The following is a 23,712-nucleotide window of genomic DNA, read 5'->3' as shown; positions in this document are numbered from 1 at the left end:
CATTACCAGGAAAACATTATATTCATATCAATAATTACTATGAATGTTTTGTTTATACTTGGTTAACCGTATTCTAATTATGATTCCATCATGTTTTAGTGGAACATGTAATCATAGTTATACCAATGCCATTTACTTTGGCCATGAGGGATGCTTGTGAGGCGTTTCATGGTAATCAGGAGATTTTTCAATGATTAAGCGCGTACTGGTTGTATCAATGGTAGGTCTGTCTCTTGTCGGTTGTGTTAATAACGATACCCTTTCTGGCGATGTCTATACCGCCTCTGAAGCGAAGCAAGTGCAGAATGTCAGCTATGGCACAATCGTTAATGTACGACAGGTACAAATTCAGGGCGGTGATGATTCCAACGTTATCGGCGCAATTGGCGGTGCGGTTCTCGGTGGCTTCCTTGGGAATACCGTTGGTGGCGGAACTGGGCGTTCTCTGGCAACTGCGGCAGGCGCTATCGCAGGTGGCGTAGCGGGTCAGGGCGTGCAGAGCGCAATGAACAAAACTCAGGGTGTGGAGTTGGAAATTCGTAAAGATGATGGCAACACCATTATGGTGGTACAGAAACAGGGCAATACCCACTTCTCTCCGGGACAACGTGTTATCCTGGCCAGCAACGGTAGCCAGGTGACTGTCTCTCCGCGCTAAATAAGTTGACGTGTGGTCAGGTCACTGACCACACGCCTTCTTCATTTCACCCTTTGGCCTGCAGCTCAGTAATATTATGCTCAAGTTTTGCAATGAGCTTAATCAACTGTTCTACTTCCTCTGCGGAAATTCCATGCAATATTTCCGCCCGGGTTTTGTTAATAACCGCTTCCATTTCGCTAATCAGCGGCTCCGCTTTTTCCGTCAGTTTAATACGTTTAGCCCGACGATCGCTGGCGCAAGTTTGACGCGAAATTAACCCTTTTTCTTCCAGTTGGTCCAGCGTACGAACCAGTGAAGGCTGCTCAATGCCGATCGCTTTTGCCAGTTGAATTTGCGACTGGTCTGGAGGTAACTGATGGATATTGTGCAACGTTACCCAATGGGTTTGCGTTAACTCCAGCGGTTTCAGGCGATGGTCTATCAGAGCACGCCATATGCGCACCAACCGTGCCAGATCAGAACCTAGTGGCGATTCCAATTTCATCTCCTTATAATTAGCTTGCTAAGATATTATACAGCTTTTAGAATAGTGTGCAGCAATTGTATTGCTAAAACAAATGTATTGCTGCATTTGCTTACCGTCAGACATGCTTTTCAGAAATTGCGCGTAACTTTTTCGCACTTAAAGAATATTTATTAATCTAACGCAATATATTCGGTCGTAAAGGAATCTATTTTGTGAAGTTTATGCTTAATGCAACGGGATTGCCCTTACAAGATCTGGTGTTCGGTGCGTCCGTCTATTTTCCTCCGTTTTTCAAAGCGTTCGCGCTTGGATTTGTCCTCTGGCTTGTTATACACCGCCTGCTTCGCGGCTGGATCTACGCCGGTGACATCTGGCATCCCTTGTTAATGGATTTATCGCTGTTTGCGATTTGCGTTTGCCTTGCTCTGGCAATACTGATTGCGTGGTAACTATGTCAATTAAAACAATTAAGTATTTCTCAACAATTATTGTAGCGGTTGTTGCGATTCTTGCCGGATGGTGGCTATGGAACTATTACATGCAGTCACCGTGGACACGCGACGGAAAAATACGCGCAGAACAGGTTTCTATCACGCCTCAGGTGTCTGGACGTATTGTTGCGATGAATATAAAAGACAACCAGTTGGTTAATGCTGGTGATATTTTACTCACCATCGATAAAACGCCCTTCCAGATAGCCGAACTGAACGCCCAGGCTCAGTTAACGAAAGCGCAATCTGACCTCGCCAAAGCCAATAACGAAGCTAATCGTCGCCGTCATCTCTCACATAATTTTATCTCTGCCGAAGAGCTGGATACCGCTAACCTCAATGTTAAAGCGATGCAGGCCAGTGTTGATGCCGCACAGGCGACGCTTAAACAGGCACAATGGCAACTGGCGCAAACGGAAATTCGCGCTCCGGTGAGTGGATGGGTAACTAATCTCACTACCCGCATCGGCGACTACGCCGACACCGGAAAACCCCTGTTTGCCCTGGTGGATAGCCATTCGTTTTACGTCATTGGTTATTTTGAAGAAACCAAATTGCGCCATATCCACGACGGTGCACCAGCACAAATTACGCTCTATAGCGACAACAAAACGTTACAGGGTCACGTTTCCAGTATCGGTCGGGCGATTTATGATCAGAGCATTGAAAGTGATTCCAGCCTGATTCCGGATGTGAAACCTAACGTCCCCTGGGTGCGTCTCGCCCAACGCGTTCCCGTCCGCTTTGCTCTGGATAATGTTCCCAGCGATGTCACGCTGGTATCCGGTACAACATGTAGCATCGCCGTAGGTCAATAATGAACGCATCGTTATGGTCCTTGCGCAATTTGCCCTGGTGCAGGGCCTCGCTGGCGCAATGGTGTTATGCGTTACGCAATACCATTGCCATGTGCCTGGCGCTGACGGTTGCCTATTATTTAAATCTCGATGAACCCTACTGGGCGATGACCTCGGCTGCGGTGGTAAGCTTTCCCACCGTTGGCGGTGTCATCAGCAAAAGTCTCGGACGCATCGCTGGTAGTTTGCTGGGAGCCATCGCGGCACTGATTCTTGCCGGGCATACGCTTAACGAGCCGTGGTTTTTTCTATTGAGCATGTCGGCGTGGCTTGGCTTTTGTACCTGGGCTTGCGCGCACTTCACGAATAACGTGGCGTATGCCTTCCAACTGGCGGGCTACACTGCGGCCATTATCGCCTTTCCGATGGTCAATATCACGGAAGCAAGCCAGTTATGGGATATCGCTCAGGCACGCGTTTGCGAAGTCATCGTCGGTATTCTCTGCGGTGGCATGATGATGATGATCCTGCCGAGTAGCTCCGACGCCACTGCGCTTTTAACCGCGTTGAAAAACATGCATGCCCGTTTACTGGAACATGCCAGCTTGCTCTGGCAGCCTGAAACAACCGATGCCATTCGCACAGCACATGAAGGAATCATTGGGCAAATATTAACCATGAATTTGCTGCGCATTCAGGCGTTCTGGAGTCACTATCGTTTCCGCCAGCAAAATGCACGCCTGAATGCGCTACTCCACCAGCAATTACGCATGACCAGCGTCATCTCCAGCCTGCGACGTATGTTGCTCAACTGGTCATCAACGCCCGCCGCCACACGTGAAATTCTCGAACAGTTGCTGACGGCGCTTGCCAGTTCGCAAACTGATTTTTACACCGTCGCACGTATCATTGCCCCACTGCGCCCAACCAACTTAGCCGACTATCGGCACGTCGCCTTCTGGCAGCGACTACGCTATTTTTGCCGCCTTTATCTGCAAAGCAGTCAGGAACTACATCGTCTGCAAAGCGGTACAGATGATCGTGCCAGACTCCCACGAACAGCCGGCCTGGCACGTCATACCGATAACGCCGAAGCTATGTGGAGTGGACTGCGCACATTTTGTACGTTGATGATAATTGGCGCATGGAGTATTACCTCGCAATGGGATGCCGGTGCCAATGCATTAACACTGGCAGCAATTAGCTGCGTACTCTACTCCGCCGTCGCGGCACCGTTTAAGTCACTGTCGCTACTTATGCGCACGCTGGTATTACTTTCGCTATTTAGCTTTGTGGTTAAGTTTGGTCTGATGGTTCAGATTAGCGACCTGTGGCAATTTTTGCTGTTTCTCTTCCCGCTGCTGGCGACGATGCAACTTCTCAAATTACAGATGCCAAAATTTGCCGCGTTGTGGGGACAACTGATCGTATTTATGGGTTCGTTCATCGCTGTCACTAATCCCCCGGTGTATGATTTTGCTGACTTTCTTAACGATAATCTGGCGAAAATTGTTGGCGTGGCACTGGCGTGGTTAGCGTTCGCCATTCTGCGACCTGGATCTGATGCCCGTAAAAGTCGTCGTCATATTCGCGCACTGCGCCGGGATTTTGTCGACCAACTAAGCCGCCATCCAACCCTGAGTGAAAGCGAATTTGAATCGCTCACTTATCACCACGTTAGTCAGTTGAGCAACAGCCAGGATGCACTGGCTCGCCGTTGGTTATTACGCTGGGGCGTGGTGCTGCTGAACTGTTCACATGTTGTCTGGCAATTGCGGGACTGGGAATCGCGTTCCGATCCGTTATCGCGAGTGCGGGATAACTGTATTTTTCTGTTGCGGGAAGTAATGAATGAGCGTGGCGTTCAGCAAAAATCACTGGCGGCCACACTTGAAGAATTACAGCGGATATGCGACAGCCTTGCCCACCATCATCAACCCGCAGCCCGTGAGCTGGCGGCGATTGTCTGGCGTCTGTACTGCTCGCTTTCGCAACTTGAGCAAGCGCCGCCGCAAGGTACGCTGACCTCTTAATTACTTAATGACACCACAGGCATAGCGTTCACCGCCACCGCCCAGCAGTTTTGGTTGATCGGACATATTATCGCCGCCAACGTGGATCATCAGCGCCTTGTCTTTGATTTCATCAAGTGATTTCAGACGAGGCGCGATGACGGCATCGGTTGCTTTACCGTCATTGTTAACCACCAGTGCCGGCAGATCGCCTAAGTGTCCTGCACCTTCTGGCCCTTCATGCTTACCAGTATTTTGTGGATCAAGATGCCCGCCTGCGGATTCTGCGGCGCTGGCTTTGCCATCTTTCATTGCTGGCTGGCAGCTTCCTTTGGCATGAATATGGAAGCCATGCTCACCGGGTGGTAATGCTTTCAGATCGGGTGAAAACTCCAGACCTTTATCGGTTTCAGTAATTGTTACACTACCGATTGACTGCCCAACCCCTTGCGACGTGACGAGGTTCATCTCGACTTTTTCACTGGCAGCTTGTGCGCCGGTTGCAACAACCAGCGCCAGAATGGCCAGACTAAAACGTTTCATAGGACCTCCGTTCAATGTGCATACCCGTTAAGTGTAAACCAGTGACACATATTTGAACGGCGGCTATTCCTAAAAGTGTTTACGGTACGTCGTAACCCAGTGCCGCTTTACGGATACGGAACCATTGTTGGCGGGTCATTTTCAATGTTTCCGCTTCGACAGCAGCCCGCACGCGCTCAATTTTACCGGAGCCGATAATCGGCAGCGGCTGCGATGGCAGACGCAATATCCAGGCATAAACCACCTGCTCGATAGAGCCCGCGTTTAATTCTTCCGCCACCACAGCAAGTTCATCACGTAGCGGCCTGAAATAATCATCATTAAACAGACGACCACCGCCAAGACAAGACCAGGCCATCGGGCGAATACGCAGTTGTTGCAGTTGGTCGAGCGTGCCATCCAGCAGTAACGGCTGATGCACCGGGGATATTTCCACCTGATTAGTGGCAAGGGTAAACGGCAAGCGCGATTGCAACAGCGCAAATTGCGCAGGCGTGAAGTTGGAGACGCCAAAATGGCGTACTTTTCCGCTCTGATGCAGATGTTTAAACGCATCTGCCACTTCATCGGCATCCATTAGCGGGTCGGGGCGATGGATCAGCAGCAGATCCAGATGATCGGTCGCAAGATTAATCAGCGACTGTTCGGCGCTCTTAATGATGTGGTCGCGGTCAGTGATGTAATGACCAATGACGTTTTCTTCACGCGCGGTCGTCGCGATACCGCATTTACTGACGATTTCCATCCGTTCACGCAGGTGAGGCGCCAGTTTCAACGCCTCGCCAAACGCCGCTTCGCACTGATAGCCACCATAAATATCAGCGTGATCCACAGTAGTCACGCCGAGATCCAGATGCTCTTCAATAAAACTGACTAACTGGCGGGCGGACATATTCCAGTCCATCAATCGCCAGTAGCCCATCACAAAACGGGAAAACTCCGGGCCTTGCGGCGCAATAGTAATACGCTGAACCATAATCGCTTCCTCTTATCAGATATGAGAGGAGTATACGCAAGATTAGGCTCAAAAGAGTGATGGTTGCTCAGGTTCGTCTGATGGCGCTGGCTTATTCGCGCGTAATTTACGCATAAGTCGTTGCCGACAAAGGCGCAACACTTCTTGTTTTTCGCCATCGCTCATTTTATTCCAGTTAAAACGCTCATCCCGGCTACGATAACAGCCACGGCAAAATCCGCGTTCATCGGACTGGCAAATTCCCCGGCACGGGCTCTGGACGGGAAAGAACTCTAATTGCTCCGCCACTTCGCCCTCCTAAGATAAGATTATTACCACTATTGAAGCTGTTAATGCCCAAAGTAGCAACTTTACTTGCACTAGACCGACCGGTCTACTACACTCGAACACATGAACAAACACACCGAACATGATACTCGCGAACACCTCCTGGCTACGGGTGAGCAGCTTTGCCTGCAACGTGGATTCACCGGGATGGGATTAAGCGAGTTACTGAAAATCGCTGAAGTGCCGAAAGGGTCGTTCTATCACTACTTTCGCTCTAAAGAAGCGTTTGGCGTTGCCATGCTTGAGCGTCATTACGCGGCGTATCACCTGCGACTAGCGGAGTTGCTGCAATCCGGCGAAGGTAACTACCGCGACCGCATACTGGCTTATTACCAGCAGACACTTAACCAGTTTAGCCAGCATGGAACTATCAGCGGATGCCTGACAGTAAAGCTCTCTGCCGAAGTGTGCGATCTGTCAGAAGATATGCGCAGCGCGATGGATAAAGGCGCTCGTGGCGTGATCGCCCTGCTCTCTCAGGCACTGGAAAATGGCCGTGCCAGCCACTGTTTAACCTTTTGTGGTGAACCGCTACAACAAGCGCAAGTACTTTACGCGCTGTGGCTGGGCGCCAATCTGCAGGCCAAAATTTCGCGCAGTTCCGGGCCGCTGGAAAACGCGCTAACACATGTAAAAACCATTATTGCGACGCCTGCCGTTTAGCAGGCATTTTTTTCATCACCAGACGACCGGGAGCCTTTATGTCATCTGAAAAACTGTATTCCCCACTGCAAGTGGGCGCGATCACGGCGGCAAACCGTATTTTTATGGCCCCTCTGACACGTCTGCGCAGCATTGAGCCGGGTGACATCCCTACTCCGTTGATGGCGGAATACTATCGCCAACGTGCCAGTGCCGGCTTGATTATTAGCGAAGCCACTCAAGTTTCCGCTCAGGCAAAAGGGTATGCGGGCGCACCTGGTATTCATAGCCCGGAGCAAATCGCGGCATGGAAAAAAATCACCGCTGGTGTTCATGCTGAAAATGGTCATATCGCCGTACAGCTTTGGCATACGGGGCGCATTTCTCACGCCAGCCTGCAACCTGGCGGCCAGGCTCCGGTAGCACCTTCGGCACTTAGTGCGGGAACGCGTACTTCTCTGCGCGATGAAAATGGTCAGGCGATCCGCGTCGAGACATCTATGCCGCGTGCACTGGAGCTGAAAGAGATTCCGGGGATCGTCAATGATTTCCGTCAGGCCATTGCTAACGCGCGTGAAGCCGGTTTTGATCTGGTAGAGCTTCACTCCGCTCACGGTTATTTACTGCATCAGTTCCTGTCGCCTTCTTCAAACCATCGTACCGATCAGTACGGCGGTAGCGTGGAAAATCGCGCACGTCTGGTACTGGAAGTTGTTGATGCCGGGATTGAAGAATGGGGTGCCGATCGCATTGGCATTCGCGTTTCGCCAATCGGTACTTTCCAGAATACGGATAACGGCCCGAATGAAGAAGCCGATGCACTGTATCTGATTGAACAACTGGGCAAACGCGGCATTGCTTATCTGCATATGTCCGAACCTGACTGGGCAGGCGGCAAACCATATACCGAGGCTTTCCGCGAAAAAGTACGCGCCCGTTTCCACGGCCCGATTATCGGGGCTGGTGCATATACGGTAGAAAAAGCGGAAACGCTGATCGGCAAAGGGTTAATTGATGCGGTGGCATTTGGTCGCGACTGGATTGCGAATCCGGATCTGGTCGCTCGCCTGCAGCGCAAAGCCGAACTTAACCCACAGCGTGCCGAAAGTTTCTACGGCGGCGGCGCAGAAGGTTATACCGATTACCCTACGCTGTGATCTAACATTGCGAGCGGCGCAAAGCCGCCGCTATACTAAAACAACATTTTGAATCTGTTAGCCATTTTGAGGATATAAAGATGCGTCTTCTTCACACCATGCTGCGCGTTGGCGATCTGCAACGCTCCATCGATTTTTATACCAACGTGCTGGGCATGAAACTGCTGCGTACCAGCGAAAACCCGGAATATAAATACTCACTGGCGTTTGTTGGCTACGGCCCGGAAACCGAAGAAGCGGTGATTGAGCTGACCTATAACTGGGGCGTGGATAAATACGAACTCGGCACCGCTTATGGTCACATCGCCCTTAGCGTTGATAACGCCGCTGAAGCGTGCGAAAAAATCCGTCAGAACGGCGGTAACGTGACCCGTGAAGCCGGTCCGGTAAAAGGCGGTACTACGGTTATCGCATTTGTGGAAGATCCGGACGGTTATAAAATTGAATTGATCGAAGAGAAAGACGCCGGTCGCGGTCTGGGCAACTAATCTCCTGCCGGGCGTGCACTCATCACGCCCGCATCTTTACTGCATCGGCAAGTAATATTTGTCATAATGCGCGCTGCAATTTATCCGTATTAAGAGAATCAGATGTCCGATAACGCTCAACTTACCGGTCTGTGCGACCGTTTTCGTGGTTTTTATCCTGTTGTGATCGATGTTGAAACAGCCGGATTTAACGCCAAAACCGATGCGCTGCTTGAGATTGCCGCCATCACCCTGAAAATGGATGAACAAGGCTGGCTGATGCCGGACACCACATTACATTTCCACGTCGAGCCGTTTGTCGGCGCTAATTTGCAACCAGAAGCCCTCGCCTTCAACGGCATTGACCCGAACGATCCCGATCGTGGCGCGGTCAGTGAATACGAGGCACTGCATGAGATTTTCAAAGTTGTACGTAAAGGCATTAAAGCGAGCGGCTGTAACCGTGCCATTATGGTGGCGCACAATGCCAATTTCGACCACAGCTTTATGATGGCCGCCGCAGAACGCGCCTCACTGAAACGTAACCCGTTCCACCCTTTCGCCACTTTTGACACTGCTGCACTGGCCGGGCTGGCGCTCGGACAAACCGTATTATCAAAAGCCTGCCAGACCGCTGGCATGGAGTTTGACAGCACTCAGGCACACTCCGCGCTGTACGATACCGAACGCACCGCTGTGCTGTTTTGTGAAATCGTCAACCGCTGGAAACGGCTGGGAGGTTGGCCGCTGCCTGCCGCCGAAGAGGTGTAATCGAGTCGATGCCTGATGACATGCAATGAATCAGGCATCTATAGTGAGGCTATTCCACGCATCATGCATGATATTCACGGGGAATAGCGTTAATGGCAGATAACCCAAATCCTTCATCGTCGCTGCCGGACGTTTTTTCACCGGCGACCCGCGACTGGTTTCTTCGCGCCTTTAAACAGCCGACCGCTGTTCAGTCACAAACCTGGCATGTGGCGGCACACGGTGAACATGCACTGGTGATTGCACCGACAGGTTCCGGAAAAACGCTGGCAGCTTTTCTCTACGCCCTCGATCAACTCTTCCGCGAAGGCGGAGAACATGCAAGCGAAGCGCATAAGCGTAAAACCTCGCGCATCCTCTATATTTCACCAATTAAAGCCTTAGGCACCGACGTTCAACGCAACTTACAGATCCCGTTACAGGGCATTGCGGATGAGCGGCGGCGGCGTGGCGAAATGGAAGTCAACATTCGTGTGGGTATCCGCACTGGCGATACTCCCGCACAAGAACGCAGCAAACTGACCCGTAATCCGCCGGATATTCTGATAACCACGCCCGAATCACTCTATCTGATGCTGACCTCCCGCGCACGCGAAACGCTACGCGGCGTCGAAACGGTAATTATTGATGAAGTCCACGCGGTAGCGGGCAGTAAACGTGGTGCGCATCTGGCGTTAAGTCTGGAGCGACTCGATGCGCTGCTCCACACCTCAGCACAGCGAATTGGCCTTTCTGCCACTGTGCGCTCAGCCAGCGATGTGGCGGAATTTCTGGGTGGCGATCGCCCGGTCACGGTAGTCAACCCGCCCGCAATGCGCCATCCGCAAATCCGGATTGTCGTTCCTGTCGCCAATATGGATGATGTCTCATCGGTCACCATCGGCACCGGCGAAGACAGCCATGCAGGCAGAGAAGGATCAATTTGGCCATATATTGAAACCGGCATTCTTGATGAAGTGTTGCGCCATCGCTCGACCATTGTTTTCACCAATTCTCGCGGACTGGCGGAAAAACTGACGGCACGACTAAATGAGCTTTACGCTGCACGATTACAGCGTTCCCCGACTATCGCCGTTGATGCGGCAAATTTTGAGTCTACCTCCGGCGCAACCTCTAACCGCGTGCAAAGTAGCGACGTTTATATTGCCCGTTCGCATCACGGTTCCGTCTCTAAAGAACAACGAGCAATCACCGAACAGGCGCTGAAATCGGGTGAATTACGCTGCGTGGTCGCCACTTCCAGTCTCGAACTGGGGATTGATATGGGCGCGGTGGATCTGGTGATTCAGGTGGCAACGCCGCTTTCTGTTGCCAGTGGGTTACAACGCATTGGGCGCGCCGGACACCAGGTCGGTGGCATCTCCAACGGGCTTTTCTTCCCCCGAACCCGGCGTGATTTAATCGATTCCGCCGTCATTGTGGAGTGTATGTTCGCAGGCAAGCTGGAAAACCTTACACCACCGCATAATCCACTCGACGTTCTGGCGCAGCAAACTGTTGCCGCTGCGGCGATGGACGCATTACAGGTGGACGAATGGTACGCCCGCGTGCGCCGTGCCGCACCGTGGAAAGATCTACCGAGGCGCGTTTTTGACACCACGCTGGATATGCTTTCCGGGCGCTATCCTTCTGGTGATTTTTCCGCTTTTCGCCCAAAACTTATCTGGGATCGGGAAAGTGGAATATTAACTGCGCGTCCAGGCGCCCAACTGCTGGCGGTGACCAGCGGTGGCACCATTCCGGATCGTGGCATGTACAGCGTGTTATTACCGGAAGGTGAAGAACAGGCCGGATCTCGTCGGGTAGGAGAACTGGATGAAGAGATGGTGTATGAATCGCGGGTGAATGACATTATCACCCTCGGTGCTACCTCCTGGCGGATCCAGCAAATTACCCGCGATCAGGTGATTGTGACGCCTGCGCCCGGACGCTCCGCCAGACTTCCCTTCTGGCGCGGCGAAGGAAACGGACGTCCGTCTGAATTAGGCGAGATGATCGGCGATTTTCTCCATTTGCTGGCGGATGGCGCGTTCTTTTCCGGGAGTATTCCCCCGTGGCTGGCGGAAGAAAATACGCTCGCCAATATTAAGGGACTGATTGACGAGCAGCGCAAAGCAACGGGCATTGTTCCTGGCAGCCGTCATCTGGTTCTCGAACGGTGCCGTGATGAAATTGGCGACTGGCGTATTATTTTGCACTCTCCCTATGGGAGACGCGTGCATGAACCCTGGGCGCTGGCGATTGCAGGACGAATACATGCACTATGGGGCGCTGACGCCTCAATAGTTGCCAGTGATGACGGCATTGTTGCGCGCATTCCTGACACCGATGGTAAATTGCCTGACGCCGCCATTTTCTTGTTTGAACCAGAAAAATTGCTGCAAATTGTCCGCGAAGCGGTAGGCAGCTCGGCTCTTTTCGCCGCTCGTTTCCGTGAATGTGCCGCGCGGGCATTGCTGATGCCCGGCCGCACGCCGGGGCATCGCACGCCACTGTGGCAACAACGACTACGAGCCAGCCAGTTGCTGGAAATCGCCCAGGGTTATCCTGATTTTCCGATCATTCTCGAAACCCTACGTGAATGCCTGCAAGATGTTTATGATCTTCCCGCGCTGGAACGTTTGATGCGTCGCCTGAACGGTGGTGAAATACAAATATCCGATGTAACGACTACTACGCCCTCGCCTTTCGCCACAAGTTTATTGTTCGGCTATGTCGCGGAATTTATGTACCAGAGCGACGCCCCGCTGGCAGAGCGCCGGGCATCCGTACTGTCGCTGGACAGCGAGTTACTGCGCAATCTACTCGGTCAGGTCGATCCGGGTGAATTACTCGACCCGCAGGTCATACGCCAGGTGGAAGAAGAGTTACAGCGGCTAGCGGCTGGCAGAGAAGCGAAAGGTGAAGAAGGTTTGTTTGACCTGCTACGCGAACTGGGGCCAATGACCGTTGAGGATCTGGTACAACGGCATACAGGCAGCAGTGAAGAGATTGAGACGTATGTGGAAAACCTTCTCGCGGCAAAACGAATCTTCCCGGCGATGATTGCAGGTCAGAAGCACCTTGCCTGCATGGATGACGCAGCCAGGCTACGAGACGCCCTCGGTGTACCATTGTCGCACTCACTACCCGAAATCTACCTGCACCGCGTAAATTACCCGCTTCGCGATCTCTTTCTGCGCTATCTCCGGACTCATGCTCTGGTCACGGCTGAACAACTTGCCCGTGATTTTGGCCTCGGTATTGCCATTGTCGAAGAGCAACTTCAGCAACTGCGCGAACGGGGGCTGGTGATGAATCTGCAACAAGACGTCTGGGTGAGCGACGAAGTTTTCCGTCGTCTGCGCTTACGCTCGCTGCAGGCTGCCAGAGAAGCGACGCGTCCAGTTCCGTCTACAGTCTATGCGCGATTGCTGCTGGAACGTCAGGGCGTGTTGCCCGCTACCGATGGCAGCCCGGCGCTTTTTGCCGCAACGTCTACAGGCGTTTATGAGGGGGTGGATGGTGTCATGCGGGTGATCGAACAACTTGCCGGTGTTGGTTTACCCGCCTCGCTCTGGGAAAGCCAGATCCTGCCAGCCCGCGTGCGCGACTATTCGCCAGAAATGCTCGATGAACTGTTGGCAACCGGCGCAGTTATCTGGTCGGGGCAAAAAAAACTGGGCGATGATGACGGTCTGGTGGCTCTGCATTTGCAGGAATATGCCGCAGAATCGTTAACACCAGTAGAAAATGATCACGCAAAACGTTCAGCGATTCAGCAAGCGATTATCGCGGTTCTGGCTGACGGCGGCGCCTGGTTTGCGCAACAAATCGCTCAACGGGTAGGCGAGAAAATCGGTCAACCTGTAGATGCTTCGCCCCTGCAAGAAGCGTTGTGGGAGCTGGTCTGGCAAGGCGTCATTTCCTGCGATATTTGGGCACCGTTACGCGCCCTCACCCGCAGCAGTACCAGCGCGCGTCCCTCAACTCGCCGCAGTCACCGGACCCGGCGTGGACGTCCTGCCTATACGTCGTCCATCTCGCCACTGGTATCTTACAACACGCCGAAGCTGGCTGGACGCTGGTCGTTATTACAGGTGGAGCCACTTAACGATACTGAAAGGATGCTGGCGCTGGCGGAAAATATGCTCGACCGCTACGGCATCGTCAGTCGTCAGGCGGTGATAGCCGAGAATATCCCTGGCGGATTTCCGTCAATGCAAACGCTTTGTCGAAGCATGGAAGACTCCGGGCGAATTATGCGTGGTCGTTTTGTTGAAGGTCTTGGCGGCGCGCAATTTGCTGATCGCCTGACTATTGACCGATTGCGCGATCTGGCGACACAAGCCACGCAGACGCGACACTATACGCCAGTGGCGCTCTCTGCCAACGATCCGGCTAATGTGTGGGGAACTCTCCTGCCCTGGCCTGCACATCCGGCAACGCTGGTTCCAACGCGTCGGGCGGGTGCGCTGGTGGTCGTTTCTGGCGGCAAATTGTTACTCTATCTGGCGCAAGGTGGCAAAAAAATGCTGGTCTGGCAGGAAAAAGAGGAATTACTCGCCCCAGAGGTTTTCCAGGCGCTGACTACCGCACTGCGTCGCGAACCACGGCTGCGCTTTACGCTGACAGAAGTGAATGATCAACCCGTCCGGCAAACGCCGATGTTTACGCTGCTGCGTGAAGCGGGATTTTCAAGTTCGCCACAAGGGCTGGATTGGGGATAGATAAAGCACTGACGGATGCTTGTTTGCATCCGTCAGTATTGCAGGACGGATTACTCCGCGTCCGGCTCTTCAGACTTGTATTTAGCGGCAGTTTCTTTGATCAGCTGTTGCAGTTCGCCGCGCTGATACATTTCGATCACGATATCACAGCCGCCTACCAGTTCGCCGTCAACCCACAGTTGCGGGAAAGTCGGCCAGTTAGCGTATTTCGGCAGTTCCGCACGAATGTCCGGATTTTGCAGGATATCAACATAGGCAAAACGTTCGCCACATGCGGCAAGCGCCTGGACTGCCTGGGCAGAGAAACCGCAGCTCGGCAGTTTCGGTGAACCTTTCATGTACAGCAGGATCGGGTTTTCAGCAATCTGGCGTTGGATTTTTTCGATAGTGGTGCTCATTGTCTTGCTTCCTCAAACTTCTTTACGGCAGTAATCTGACATTGTAGCGGGTCAGTGCGGCAACGGAAAATAACATTTTCATCACGCTTTTGCTATTTTATCCCTTTGCTCTATATGTTGCATTTCAAATATTCTTTTCTTCTCTGGCACGCAGCAACGTGGTGTTTTTATAACCATTTTTAGCTTTGCCTGCTGCATTTTTTTGCGCTCGCCGACGAAACGTATTTTTTAACAATAAAAGCTATTAACTTTCTCTTCTTCTATGCATTAGAATCATCAAGTTTTGTAAATCAGACGCAGGCATGATAGACCTGCCTTAACAGAGGGACGCTCAGTGGCGCGGATAAACCGTATTTCGATCACGCTCTGTGCTTTACTTTTTACCACCCTGCCTTTAACGCCTATGGCACATGCTTCAAAGCAAGCCAGGGAGAGTTCTGCTACCACTCACATCACCAAAAAAGCAGATAAAAAGAAAAGCACGGCAACCACCAAAAAGACCAATAAAGCCAGCCAGAAAACAGCGAAAAAAGCCGCCAGTAAAAGTACTACTAAAAATAAAACTGCTTCTTCCGTTAAAAAATCCTCCATTACAGCTTCTAAAAACGCCAAAACTCGCAGCAAACAAGCCGTCAATAAAACGGCGTCAGTCAGCTTTACGGAAAAATGCACCAAACGTAAAGGCTATAAGTCACGTTGTGTGAAAGTCAAGAATGCCACACAGGGAACCATCGCCGACGCGCATAAAGCAAAAGTACAGAAAGCCACAAAAGTGGCTATGAATAAGCTGATGCAGCAAATTGGCAAACCATATCGCTGGGGCGGCAGCTCACCGCGTACCGGTTTTGATTGCAGCGGACTGGTTTATTACGCGTATAAAGATCTGGTGAAGATCCGTATTCCACGCACGGCTAACGAAATGTATCACCTGCGTGACGCCGCGCCGATCGATCGCAGCGAACTGAAAAACGGCGACCTTGTCTTCTTCCGCACTCAGGGGCGCGGAACCGCCGATCACGTTGGCGTGTATGTCGGCAACGGCAAATTTATTCAGTCACCACGCAGTGGTCAGGAAATTAAAATCACTTCGTTAAGTGAAGATTACTGGCAACGCCACTATGTTGGCGCTCGTCGGGTGATGACCCCAAAAACACTTCGCTAAAACTTTACCCTGTTGTTACGGCAACAGGGTAAGTTCATCTTTTGTATCACCTTTTAATTTGCTACCCTATCCATACGCACAATAAGGCTATTGTACGTATGCCAATTAATAATAAAGGAGAGTAGCAATGTCATTTGAATTACCTGCACTACCATATGCTAAAGATGCTCTGGCACCGCACATTTCTGCGGAAACTATCGAGTATCACTACGGCAAACATCATCAGACTTATGTCACTAACCTGAACAACCTGATCAAAGGTACTGCGTTTGAAGGTAAATCACTGGAAGAGATTATTCGCAGCTCTGAAGGTGGTGTATTCAATAACGCCGCTCAGGTCTGGAACCACACTTTCTACTGGAACTGCCTGGCGCCAAACGCGGGTGGCGAACCGACGGGTGAACTGGCTGAAGCTATCGCCGCTTCTTTTGGCAGCTTTGCCGATTTCAAAGCTCAGTTTACTGATGCTGCGATCAAAAACTTTGGTTCTGGCTGGACCTGGCTGGTGAAAAACAGCGATGGCAAACTGGCTATCGTTTCCACTTCTAACGCAGGTACTCCGCTGACCACCGATGCGACTCCACTGCTGACCGTTGATGTCTGGGAACACGCTTATTACATCGACTATCGCAATGCACGTCCGGGTTATCTGGAGCACTTCTGGGCGCTGGTAAACTGGGAATTCGTAGCAAAAAATCTCGCCGCATAATCACTGATGGCAAATGCAGCATTGCCTGATGCGCTACGCTTATCAGGCCTACGCGGATGAGGCATTAACACCACATCCGGCAAGATAAATCGCACTTTGCCTGCAAACTGTAACGCAGAAGGTTATCCTTCTGCGTTTTTGTTTATTAGCTGTTGGCAACGCAAACTGCTTCAGGTTGTTTTCTGGCTGACATAAATACCAGCAACAATGCCAGCCCCGCGACAATCGCCCCCATCACCGGCACAAAACTGTATCCCAGACCACCGGAAATCACTGCACCACCGGCTGCGGCACCCAGCGCATTTCCAAGGTTAAAGGCACCAATATTTACTGATGAAGACAAACCCGGCGCTTCGCTGGCAACGCGCATTACACGCATCTGCAACGGTGGTACAACCGCAAAGGTTGCAGCGCCCCACACCACCATGCTAATAGCCGCGCCAAACTCATTTCGCGCCAGGAACGGGATCGCGAGCATAATCACCATCAGCAGCAGCAAAAAGCCTTTCAACGTGCCGTTAACTGAACGATCTGCAAGTTTGCCGCCGAGAAAGTTACCGATAGAGAATCCGACACCAATCAGCACCAGCATTGCAGTGACGAACACCGGCGTTGCGTGAGTGATACTTTGCAGTACCGGAGAAATATAGGTGTAGAGGGTGAACATTGCGCCAGCGCCCAGCACCGTCGTCAGCAATGCAGACAGCACCTGTGGACGCAACAGTACCGCCAGCTCTTTTTTCACGTCAGGCCGCGCCCCTGCGCCACCTTTAGGTAAAGAGAAGAACAGGCTCACCATTGAAATCACACCCAGCCCCGCCGTTGCCAGAAATGACATACGCCAGCCAATAGTTTCCCCAAGCCAGGTTGCCGCCGGAACGCCACCGATATTCGCCAGTGTTAAGCCCATAAACATAGTTGCAACTGCGCTGGCCTGTTTATGTTTTGGCACCACGCTTGCTGCCACGACAGACCCCAGACCAAAAAACGCCCCGTGATTCAGGCTGGTTAAAATGCGTGAAAGCATCAGCGTCATATAGTCCGGTGCGATGGCAGAAAGTACGTTACCGAGCGTGAAAATCGCCATCAGGAAAATCAGCGCACTACGGCGGGCACGATGAGAAAGCAGAAGCGTCATCAATGGCGCGCCAACCATCACGCCAACCGCATAGGCGCTGATTAACATTCCGGCAGCGGGAATCGAGACATCCACACCACGCGCAATAACGGGCAACAAGCCCATTGGCGAGAATTCCGTTGTCCCGATACCAAATGCGCCAATTGCCAGCGCCAGCAACGGATAGTTAATTTTCATGCCTAATCTCCACCTCTTCGCGTCATCACGCGATGTTCATCAAAGTGGCGAAAGCATGACATCAATCACAAAAGAATGAAAATAACAAAAAGAGAAAACACTTTTGCCATTTTGCTAACAAAGAGGAAGGAGATGTGAGGGAGAACGCGCTCCCTCGAGGGGAAATCAGTGTAGCGCGGCAGTCAAACCCACGGCCACGATCAAACCAAGAACGATAATGGTTGTTACCAGTGAAAATTTAAGGTCGGTGCTCATCAAGTTTTCTCCTTTTTATTACCCCACAAAAAGTGATATTACGCATTTTTACATACTGTGATGAAAAAATCTCCCGTCATTTATAATGATAAGTGTTTTTACTACTTCCCCTTTTCATCAAGATCGGCCAAAATTCCACGCTTACATTATTTGCGTACTGGCCATTGACCCCTTCCTGACGCTCTGTGTCATTTTCCCGGCGTACCGCAACACTTTTGTTGTGCGTAAGGTGTGTAAAGGCAAACGTTTACCTTGCGATTTTGCAGGAGCTGAAGTTAGGGTCTGGAGTGAAATGGAATGGCAACAATAAAAGATGTAGCGAAACGAGCAAACGTTTCCACTACAACTGTGTCACACGTAATCAACAAAACACGTTTCGTCGCTGAAGAAACGCGCAATGCTGTGTGGGCAGCGATCAAAGAATTACACTACTCCCCTAGCGCGGTGGCGCGTAGCCTGAAGGTTAACCACACCAAGTCTATCGGTTTGCTGGCGACCAGCAGCGAAGCGGCCTATTTCGCCGAAATCATTGAAGCGGTAGAAAAAAATTGCTTCCAGAAAGGCTACACGCTGATTCTGGGCAATGCGTGGAACAATCTTGAGAAACAGCGGGCTTATCTGTCGATGATGGCGCAAAAACGCGTCGATGGCCTGCTGGTGATGTGTTCGGAGTATCCGGAACCGTTGCTGGCGATGCTGGAAGAGTATCGCCATATCCCGATGGTGGTGATGGACTGGGGTGAAGCAAAAGCAGACTTTACCGATGCGGTTATCGATAACGCTTTTGAAGGCGGTTACATGGCCGGGCGCTATCTGATTGAACGCGGTCACCGCGAAATTGGCGTTATTCCTGGTCCTCTGGAGCGTAACACCGGTGCAGGTCGTTTGGCGGGCTTTATGAAAGCGATGGAAGAAGCCATGATCAAAGTGCCGGAAAACTGGATTGTGCAAGGTGACTTTGAGCCTGAATCAGGTTATCGCGCCATGCAGCAAATCCTGTCGCAACCACACAGACCTACCGCTGTCTTCTGTGGCGGCGATATTATGGCAATGGGCGCACTCTGTGCCGCTGATGAAATGGGGCTGCGCGTCCCGCAGGATGTTTCGCTGATCGGTTATGATAACGTGCGCAACGCTCGCTACTTTACCCCGGCACTGACCACTATCCATCAGCCAAAAGATTCGCTGGGTGAAACGGCGTTCAATATGCTGTTGGATCGTATCGTCAACAAACGCGAAGAACCGCAGTCAATTGAAGTTCATCCACGGTTGATTGAACGTCGCTCCGTGGCTGATGGCCCGTTCCGCGACTATCGTCGTTAATCACCCGTTGCGGGAGTCTCTTCCGGCTCCCGCAGCCACTCCTTATTCAGCGTCTCACTATCGCCGAGATACTCAAGCAACCAGGTTAAAGCAGGCGACATATCATTCTGCTGCCAGGTCAGACAACATGCTGAATCAGGGAATGGATTTTCCAGTTCTAGTGCTACCCACTTCCCCTCATTAAGCCACGGTTTGGCGAAATGTGTCGGCACCATACCGATGCATAACCCAGCCGAAATACACGTTGCCGATGATTCCCAGTCCGGTACAACAAGGCGCTTTTGGTTATCCAGCAGCCAGGTAATACGTTTTGGTAGCGTCCGCGAGGTGTCTTCGCGCACCAGCGATGGCCAGTTGCGCAACGTATCATCGCTGAATGGCCCATTCATTGACGCAAGCGGATGATGACGGGCAACAACACAACTCCAGCTCAACATCCCCATATCACGGAAGGCGTAACGACCGCCCACCGGAATCGCTCGTGTCGCGCCAATCGCCAGTTCCACGCGCCCGTCGGAAAGCGCATCCCAGACACCGTTAAATACTTCCTGAAATACCAGAAGTTCAACGTCATCAAAATGGCGATAGAAATCAACGATCATCTGCCGTGTACGTTCTGGCCTGACGATATTATCCACCGCAATGGCTAACTGACCGCGCCAGCCGTTCGCAATCTGCTGACATTGCTGGCGAGTGATCTGCATTTTTTTGACAACAGAGCGCCCTTCTTTGAGAAACCACGCCCCGGCAGCGGTCAGTTCCACATCACGATGACGCCGTTCAAAAAGCGGCACCGCCAGCCACTCTTCCAGCTGACGCACGGTATAGCTGACCGCTGAAGGAACGCGATGTAACTCCTGAGCCGCAGCACTAAAACTGCCATTACGCGCTACCGCATCAACCACTTCGAGAGAATACTCAGACCACATAGTTTGCCTGCAAAATTTTTGAAACCAGTCATCAAATATTACCGTTTCACAACAGGAATTTCACTCCCTACACTTTGCGACGGTGTTTAACTGAGAAATTTAGAGAATATACATGCAACCTGGGAAAAGATTTTTAGTCTGGCTGGCGGGTTTGAGCGTACTCGGTTTTCTGGCAACCGATATGTATCTGCCCGCTTTCGCCGCCATTCAGGCCGATTTGCAAACGCCTGCGTCTGCTGTCAGTGCCAGCCTTAGTCTGTTCCTTGCCGGTTTTGCCGCAGCCCAACTTCTGTGGGGGCCGCTCTCCGACCGTTATGGTCGTAAACCGGTGTTATTAATCGGCCTGACAATTTTTGCATTAGGTAGTCTGGGGATGTTATGGGTGGATAACGCCATCACTCTGCTGGTATTACGGTTTGTGCAAGCGGTTGGTGTCTGTGCCGCCGCAGTTATCTGGCAGGCGTTGGTGACGGATTACTATCCTTCACAAAAAGTGAATCGTATTTTCGCCACGATCATGCCATTGGTGGGACTCTCTCCTGCCCTTGCTCCTCTTTTAGGTAGCTGGCTGCTGGTTCATTTTTCCTGGCAGGCGATTTTCGCCACCTTGTTTGCCATTACCGTAGTACTTATTCTGCCCATTTTCTGGCTTAAACCCACGACTAAAGCACGTAACGATAGTCAGGATGGACTGACCTTTACCGATCTGCTGCGTTCAAAAACCTATCGCGGCAACGTGCTGATTTATGCGGCCTGTTCAGCCAGTTTCTTTGCCTGGCTGACCGGTTCACCGTTCATCCTTAGCGAGATGGGCTACAGCCCGGCAGTCATTGGTTTAAGTTATGTACCACAAACCATCGCGTTTCTGATTGGTGGTTATGGCTGTCGCGCAGCATTGCAAAAATGGCAAGGCAAACAATTATTACCGTGGCTGCTGGCGCTGTTTGCTGTCAGTGTCGTGGCGACCTGGGCTGCTGGCTTCATTAGCCATGTTTCGCTGGTCGAAATCCTGATCCCATTCTGTGTGATGGCTATTGCTAACGGCGCAATCTACCCGATTGTTGTCGCCCAGGCGCTGCGCCCCTTCCCACATGCGACCGGCCGCGCTGCAGCATTGCAGAACACACTGCAACTGGGACTGTGCTTCCTCGCAAGCCTTGTGGTTTCCTGGCTCATCAGCGTTAGCACACCACTGCTCACCACCACCTGCGTGATGTTATCGACCGTGGTACTGGCTTCTCTGGGTTACATGATGCAACGTTGTGAAGAACCTGGTTGCCAGAATCATGGTAATGCCGAAGTCGCTCATAGCGAATCACATTGATCTATATCGACATCTTTATACTTAGGCTGCTAACAAAATTTTGTTGTATGATTGAAATTAGCGGCCTATACTAATTTCCAGTTGTTAAGATTACGATAAATATTATGTTTTTACGGGGACAGGAGCGTTCCCGGATTGCTATGGATGGTCATTTCGGCAAGGGTTCCTCCTTTCCCTCTGTTCTACGTCGGATTATAGACTCGCGGATTTTCTGCGAGATTTCTCACAAAGCCCAAAAAGCGTCTACGCTGTTTTAAGGTTCTGATCACCGACCAGTGATGGAGAAACTATGAGTTCATCGTGTATAGAAGAAGTCAGCGTACCGGATGACAACTGGTACAGAATCGCCAACGAATTACTTAGCCGCGCCGGTATAGCCATCAACGGTTCTGCCCCGGCGGATATTCGTGTTAAAAACCCCGATTTTTTTAAACGCGTTCTGCAGGAAGGATCGTTGGGGTTAGGCGAAAGTTATATGGATGGCTGGTGGGAATGTGACCGACTGGATATGTTTTTTAGCAAAGTCTTACGCGCAGGTCTCGAAAACCAACTCCCCCATCATTTCAAAGACACTCTGCGCATCGCAGGCGCTCGTCTCTTCAATTTGCAGAGTAAAAAACGTGCCTGGATAGTCGGCAAAGAGCATTACGATCTGGGTAATGACCTGTTCAGCCGTATGCTTGATCCCTTCATGCAGTATTCCTGCGCTTACTGGAAAGATGCCGATAATCTGGAATCTGCCCAACAAGCGAAGCTTAAAATGATCTGTGAAAAATTGCAGTTGAAACCAGGGATGCGCGTACTGGATATTGGCTGCGGGTGGGGCGGACTGGCGCACTACATGGCGTCTAACTATGACGTAAGTGTGGTGGGTGTCACCATTTCTGCTGAACAGCAGAAAATGGCTCAGGATCGCTGCGAAGGTCTGGATGTCACCATATTGCTGCAAGATTACCGTGACCTGAACGATCAATTTGACCGCATTGTTTCAGTGGGAATGTTCGAACACGTCGGGCCGAAAAATTACAACACCTATTTTGAGGTGGTAGATCGCAATCTGAAACCGGAAGGTATTTTCCTGTTACATACTATCGGCTCGAAAAAAACCGATCTGAATGTTGATCCGTGGATTAATAAATATATTTTCCCGAACGGTTGCCTGCCCTCTGTGCGCCAGATCGCTCAATCCAGCGAACCACACTTTGTGATGGAAGACTGGCATAACTTTGGCGCCGATTACGATACCACGCTAATGGCCTGGTATGAACGATTCCTCGCCGCCTGGCCGGAAATTGCGGATAATTACAGTGAACGCTTTAAACGGATGTTTACCTATTATCTGAATGCTTGCGCTGGTGCTTTCCGCGCCCGTGATATTCAACTCTGGCAAGTGGTGTTCTCTCGAGGAGTCGAAAACGGTCTTCGGGTTGCACGCTAAATGTTATTCTATCGCCCCCGTTTGGGGGCGATATCATATTTCAGTCCGTTATTGATTCAACGCCTTTTCCCGCATCGCCAGCACACGTTCTACCGTATCTACCACTGCCTGAGTTTGTGGATCGATTTCAATATTGACGCGTGCACCGAGTTTTTTCTTACCGAGGGTGGTACGTTCCAGCGTTTCTGGAATTAAATGCACGCAGAAACGTGTTGACGTTACTTCGCCGACGGTCAGGCTAATACCGTCGATTCCGATAAATCCTTTGTACAGGATATATTTCATCAACTGACTATCCTGCACTTTAAACCAGATCTGGCGATTATTTTCAGAGGTTAATATTTTCGCTACTTCAGCGGTGGTCATAATATGACCCGACATTAAATGCCCGCCAATTTCATCACTGAATTTAGCCGCACGCTCTACGTTTACCCAATCCCCAACCTGTAAATCGCCAAGATTAGTAATGCGTAACGTCTCTTTCATCAGATCAAAACTGATATGGTTACCGTTGATTTCCGTCACGGTCAGGCAACAACCGTTGTGTGCCACAGACGCACCGGTCTCCAGACCATCCAGCATATAGTCAGGTAACTCAACCACATGAGTACGAAAATTTGGTTTCTCGTCAATCGACACCAGTTTTGCAGTGCCCTGCACTATCCCCGTAAACATACTTACAACTCCTGAAATCAGTTAAGGCATTCTGTTCAGCACAATAGCAGGTGGGAAACACCCTTACCAGTAAAGGGGGCTGAATGGTTATTTTTTCACTGGAGAATTAATAAATCCTCGCTACAATAGACTGAATTTCCCCTGCTTCTTCTTTTTGCTGCCCAT

23 protein-coding genes are annotated in these 23,712 nt (G+C 51.2%); 14 read left to right on the top strand and 9 right to left on the bottom strand.

Going from position 1 to position 23,712, the window contains the following annotated elements; all coding sequences use genetic code 11:
- Nucleotides 1-190 precede the first annotated feature (190 nt).
- A complete protein-coding gene (gene slyB, locus RGV86_RS01425) occupies nt 191-658 on the top strand; it encodes an outer membrane lipoprotein SlyB (RefSeq protein WP_000597203.1) in 468 nt (155 codons plus the stop codon).
- A 46-nt stretch (nt 659-704) separates the two neighbouring features.
- Here slyB and slyA read toward each other — a convergent pair whose 3' ends face one another.
- Nucleotides 705-1,139 carry a transcriptional regulator SlyA gene (gene slyA / locus RGV86_RS01420; RefSeq protein ID WP_016158207.1) on the bottom strand — a complete coding sequence of 145 codons (435 nt, stop codon included), beginning with the start codon at nt 1,137-1,139 and terminating at the stop codon, nt 705-707.
- A 200-nt stretch (nt 1,140-1,339) separates the two neighbouring features.
- On the opposite strand from slyA, the gene RGV86_RS01415 reads away from it, so the two are divergent.
- The 3 genes from RGV86_RS01415 to RGV86_RS01405 are packed head-to-tail and all read left to right on the top strand — an operon-like array spanning nt 1,340 to nt 4,448.
- On the top strand, nt 1,340-1,576 hold the full coding sequence (locus tag RGV86_RS01415) for a DUF1656 domain-containing protein (protein ID WP_000671001.1): 237 nt from the start codon (nt 1,340-1,342) through the stop codon (nt 1,574-1,576).
- 2 nt (nt 1,577-1,578) lie between these two features.
- Nucleotides 1,579-2,436 carry an efflux RND transporter periplasmic adaptor subunit gene (locus RGV86_RS01410; protein WP_085460691.1) on the top strand — a complete coding sequence of 286 codons (858 nt, stop codon included), beginning with the start codon at nt 1,579-1,581 and terminating at the stop codon, nt 2,434-2,436.
- Entirely contained in the window at nt 2,436-4,448 is a 2,013-nt protein-coding gene (locus RGV86_RS01405) for an FUSC family protein (RefSeq protein ID WP_137598439.1), read from the top strand. The genes RGV86_RS01410 and RGV86_RS01405 overlap by 1 nt, the downstream gene beginning before the upstream one ends.
- On the opposite strand, the gene sodC is transcribed toward RGV86_RS01405, so the two are convergent.
- From sodC to RGV86_RS01390, 3 genes are all read right to left on the bottom strand, one after another.
- Complete coding sequence (gene sodC, locus RGV86_RS01400; protein WP_000819796.1) at nt 4,449-4,970, bottom strand: superoxide dismutase [Cu-Zn] SodC; 522 nt, start codon at nt 4,968-4,970, stop codon at nt 4,449-4,451.
- 79 nt (nt 4,971-5,049) lie between these two features.
- Entirely contained in the window at nt 5,050-5,946 is an 897-nt protein-coding gene (locus RGV86_RS01395; RefSeq protein ID WP_000250650.1) for an aldo/keto reductase, read from the bottom strand.
- A gap of 48 nt (nt 5,947-5,994) precedes the next feature.
- Nucleotides 5,995-6,234, bottom strand: a complete 240-nt coding sequence (locus RGV86_RS01390) for a DUF1289 domain-containing protein (protein WP_032225257.1) — start codon at nt 6,232-6,234, stop codon at nt 5,995-5,997.
- A 102-nt stretch (nt 6,235-6,336) separates the two neighbouring features.
- Here RGV86_RS01390 and nemR point away from each other — a divergent pair, with 102 nt between their 5' ends.
- The 5 genes from nemR to RGV86_RS01365 all read left to right on the top strand — a co-directional run bounded on the left by nemR (nt 6,337) and on the right by RGV86_RS01365 (nt 14,019).
- Complete coding sequence (gene nemR / locus RGV86_RS01385; RefSeq protein ID WP_032225259.1) at nt 6,337-6,936, top strand: DNA-binding transcriptional regulator NemR; 600 nt, start codon at nt 6,337-6,339, stop codon at nt 6,934-6,936.
- Nucleotides 6,937-6,974: 38 nt separating this feature from the next.
- Nucleotides 6,975-8,072, top strand: a complete 1,098-nt coding sequence (gene nemA / locus RGV86_RS01380) for an N-ethylmaleimide reductase (protein ID WP_000093630.1) — start codon at nt 6,975-6,977, stop codon at nt 8,070-8,072.
- An 80-nt stretch (nt 8,073-8,152) separates the two neighbouring features.
- Nucleotides 8,153-8,560, top strand: coding sequence for a lactoylglutathione lyase (gene gloA / locus RGV86_RS01375; RefSeq protein ID WP_001237802.1), 408 nt, complete (start codon nt 8,153-8,155; stop codon nt 8,558-8,560).
- 102 nt (nt 8,561-8,662) lie between these two features.
- Nucleotides 8,663-9,310 (top strand): ribonuclease T, encoded by a 648-nt coding sequence (gene rnt, locus RGV86_RS01370; protein WP_001282285.1) that lies wholly within the window; start codon nt 8,663-8,665, stop codon nt 9,308-9,310.
- Between the two features lie 92 nt (nt 9,311-9,402).
- The gene (locus RGV86_RS01365) at nt 9,403-14,019 is read left to right on the top strand and encodes an ATP-dependent helicase (protein WP_137598440.1); all 4,617 of its coding nucleotides are present in this window, start codon (nt 9,403-9,405) and stop codon (nt 14,017-14,019) included.
- 50 nt (nt 14,020-14,069) lie between these two features.
- Here the strand turns inward: RGV86_RS01365 and grxD are convergent, their stop codons facing one another.
- Nucleotides 14,070-14,417, bottom strand: coding sequence for a monothiol glutaredoxin 4 (grxD, locus tag RGV86_RS01360; protein WP_000108172.1), 348 nt, complete (start codon nt 14,415-14,417; stop codon nt 14,070-14,072).
- A gap of 334 nt (nt 14,418-14,751) precedes the next feature.
- Here grxD and mepH point away from each other — a divergent pair, with 334 nt between their 5' ends.
- Together mepH and sodB are read left to right on the top strand one after the other, a co-directional pair.
- The gene (mepH, locus tag RGV86_RS01355) at nt 14,752-15,579 is read left to right on the top strand and encodes a peptidoglycan DD-endopeptidase MepH (protein WP_000101173.1); all 828 of its coding nucleotides are present in this window, start codon (nt 14,752-14,754) and stop codon (nt 15,577-15,579) included.
- Between the two features lie 127 nt (nt 15,580-15,706).
- Complete coding sequence (gene sodB, locus RGV86_RS01350; protein WP_000007278.1) at nt 15,707-16,288, top strand: superoxide dismutase [Fe]; 582 nt, start codon at nt 15,707-15,709, stop codon at nt 16,286-16,288.
- Between the two features lie 145 nt (nt 16,289-16,433).
- Here sodB and RGV86_RS01345 read toward each other — a convergent pair whose 3' ends face one another.
- The gene (locus RGV86_RS01345) at nt 16,434-17,603 is read right to left on the bottom strand and encodes an MFS transporter (RefSeq protein ID WP_000701028.1); all 1,170 of its coding nucleotides are present in this window, start codon (nt 17,601-17,603) and stop codon (nt 16,434-16,436) included.
- A gap of 165 nt (nt 17,604-17,768) precedes the next feature.
- Nucleotides 17,769-17,858, bottom strand: coding sequence for a cytochrome bd-I accessory subunit CydH (gene cydH / locus RGV86_RS01340; protein ID WP_000102278.1), 90 nt, complete (start codon nt 17,856-17,858; stop codon nt 17,769-17,771).
- 297 nt (nt 17,859-18,155) lie between these two features.
- Between cydH and purR the strand changes: the two genes are divergently transcribed.
- Nucleotides 18,156-19,181: an HTH-type transcriptional repressor PurR gene (purR, locus tag RGV86_RS01335; protein ID WP_000190978.1), complete on the top strand. Its 1,026-nt coding sequence runs from the start codon at nt 18,156-18,158 to the stop codon at nt 19,179-19,181.
- On the opposite strand, the gene punR is transcribed toward purR, so the two are convergent.
- Nucleotides 19,178-20,110, bottom strand: coding sequence for a DNA-binding transcriptional activator PunR (punR, locus tag RGV86_RS01330; protein ID WP_085460688.1), 933 nt, complete (start codon nt 20,108-20,110; stop codon nt 19,178-19,180). The genes purR and punR overlap by 4 nt on opposite strands.
- Before the next feature lie 112 nt (nt 20,111-20,222).
- Between punR and punC the strand changes: the two genes are divergently transcribed.
- Both punC and cfa read left to right on the top strand, forming a co-directional pair.
- The gene (gene punC / locus RGV86_RS01325) at nt 20,223-21,434 is read left to right on the top strand and encodes a purine nucleoside transporter PunC (RefSeq protein WP_001182342.1); all 1,212 of its coding nucleotides are present in this window, start codon (nt 20,223-20,225) and stop codon (nt 21,432-21,434) included.
- A gap of 289 nt (nt 21,435-21,723) precedes the next feature.
- On the top strand, nt 21,724-22,872 hold the full coding sequence (gene cfa / locus RGV86_RS01320; RefSeq protein WP_000098889.1) for a cyclopropane fatty acyl phospholipid synthase: 1,149 nt from the start codon (nt 21,724-21,726) through the stop codon (nt 22,870-22,872).
- A gap of 48 nt (nt 22,873-22,920) precedes the next feature.
- Here cfa and RGV86_RS01315 read toward each other — a convergent pair whose 3' ends face one another.
- A complete protein-coding gene (locus tag RGV86_RS01315; RefSeq protein ID WP_000493959.1) occupies nt 22,921-23,547 on the bottom strand; it encodes a riboflavin synthase in 627 nt (208 codons plus the stop codon).
- Between the last annotated feature and the right edge of the window lie 165 nt (nt 23,548-23,712).

This window comes from Escherichia ruysiae, from assembly GCF_031323975.1.
Lineage (GTDB): Bacteria > Pseudomonadota > Gammaproteobacteria > Enterobacterales > Enterobacteriaceae > Escherichia > Escherichia ruysiae.
This window is presented reverse-complemented; position numbering and strand designations above follow the sequence as displayed.

What these genes read in the sequence shown, in the direction of transcription:
- RGV86_RS01405 (WP_137598439.1), top strand. Translation starts at nt 2,436, where the DNA reads ATGAACGCATCGTTATGGTCCTTGCGCAATTTGCCCTGGTGCAGGGCC.
- RGV86_RS01365 (WP_137598440.1), top strand. Translation starts at nt 9,403, where the DNA reads ATGGCAGATAACCCAAATCCTTCATCGTCGCTGCCGGACGTTTTTTCA.
- sodB (WP_000007278.1), top strand. Translation starts at nt 15,707, where the DNA reads ATGTCATTTGAATTACCTGCACTACCATATGCTAAAGATGCTCTGGCA.
- cydH (WP_000102278.1), bottom strand. Translation starts at nt 17,858, where the DNA reads ATGAGCACCGACCTTAAATTTTCACTGGTAACAACCATTATCGTTCTT.
- RGV86_RS01345 (WP_000701028.1), bottom strand. Translation starts at nt 17,603, where the DNA reads ATGAAAATTAACTATCCGTTGCTGGCGCTGGCAATTGGCGCATTTGGT.
- nemR (WP_032225259.1), top strand. Translation starts at nt 6,337, where the DNA reads ATGAACAAACACACCGAACATGATACTCGCGAACACCTCCTGGCTACG.
- grxD (WP_000108172.1), bottom strand. Translation starts at nt 14,417, where the DNA reads ATGAGCACCACTATCGAAAAAATCCAACGCCAGATTGCTGAAAACCCG.
- punR (WP_085460688.1), bottom strand. Translation starts at nt 20,110, where the DNA reads ATGTGGTCTGAGTATTCTCTCGAAGTGGTTGATGCGGTAGCGCGTAAT.
- RGV86_RS01410 (WP_085460691.1), top strand. Translation starts at nt 1,579, where the DNA reads ATGTCAATTAAAACAATTAAGTATTTCTCAACAATTATTGTAGCGGTT.
- punC (WP_001182342.1), top strand. Translation starts at nt 20,223, where the DNA reads ATGCAACCTGGGAAAAGATTTTTAGTCTGGCTGGCGGGTTTGAGCGTA.
- RGV86_RS01315 (WP_000493959.1), bottom strand. Translation starts at nt 23,547, where the DNA reads ATGTTTACGGGGATAGTGCAGGGCACTGCAAAACTGGTGTCGATTGAC.
- RGV86_RS01395 (WP_000250650.1), bottom strand. Translation starts at nt 5,946, where the DNA reads ATGGTTCAGCGTATTACTATTGCGCCGCAAGGCCCGGAGTTTTCCCGT.
- slyB (WP_000597203.1), top strand. Translation starts at nt 191, where the DNA reads ATGATTAAGCGCGTACTGGTTGTATCAATGGTAGGTCTGTCTCTTGTC.
- cfa (WP_000098889.1), top strand. Translation starts at nt 21,724, where the DNA reads ATGAGTTCATCGTGTATAGAAGAAGTCAGCGTACCGGATGACAACTGG.
- rnt (WP_001282285.1), top strand. Translation starts at nt 8,663, where the DNA reads ATGTCCGATAACGCTCAACTTACCGGTCTGTGCGACCGTTTTCGTGGT.
- gloA (WP_001237802.1), top strand. Translation starts at nt 8,153, where the DNA reads ATGCGTCTTCTTCACACCATGCTGCGCGTTGGCGATCTGCAACGCTCC.
- nemA (WP_000093630.1), top strand. Translation starts at nt 6,975, where the DNA reads ATGTCATCTGAAAAACTGTATTCCCCACTGCAAGTGGGCGCGATCACG.
- purR (WP_000190978.1), top strand. Translation starts at nt 18,156, where the DNA reads ATGGCAACAATAAAAGATGTAGCGAAACGAGCAAACGTTTCCACTACA.
- sodC (WP_000819796.1), bottom strand. Translation starts at nt 4,970, where the DNA reads ATGAAACGTTTTAGTCTGGCCATTCTGGCGCTGGTTGTTGCAACCGGC.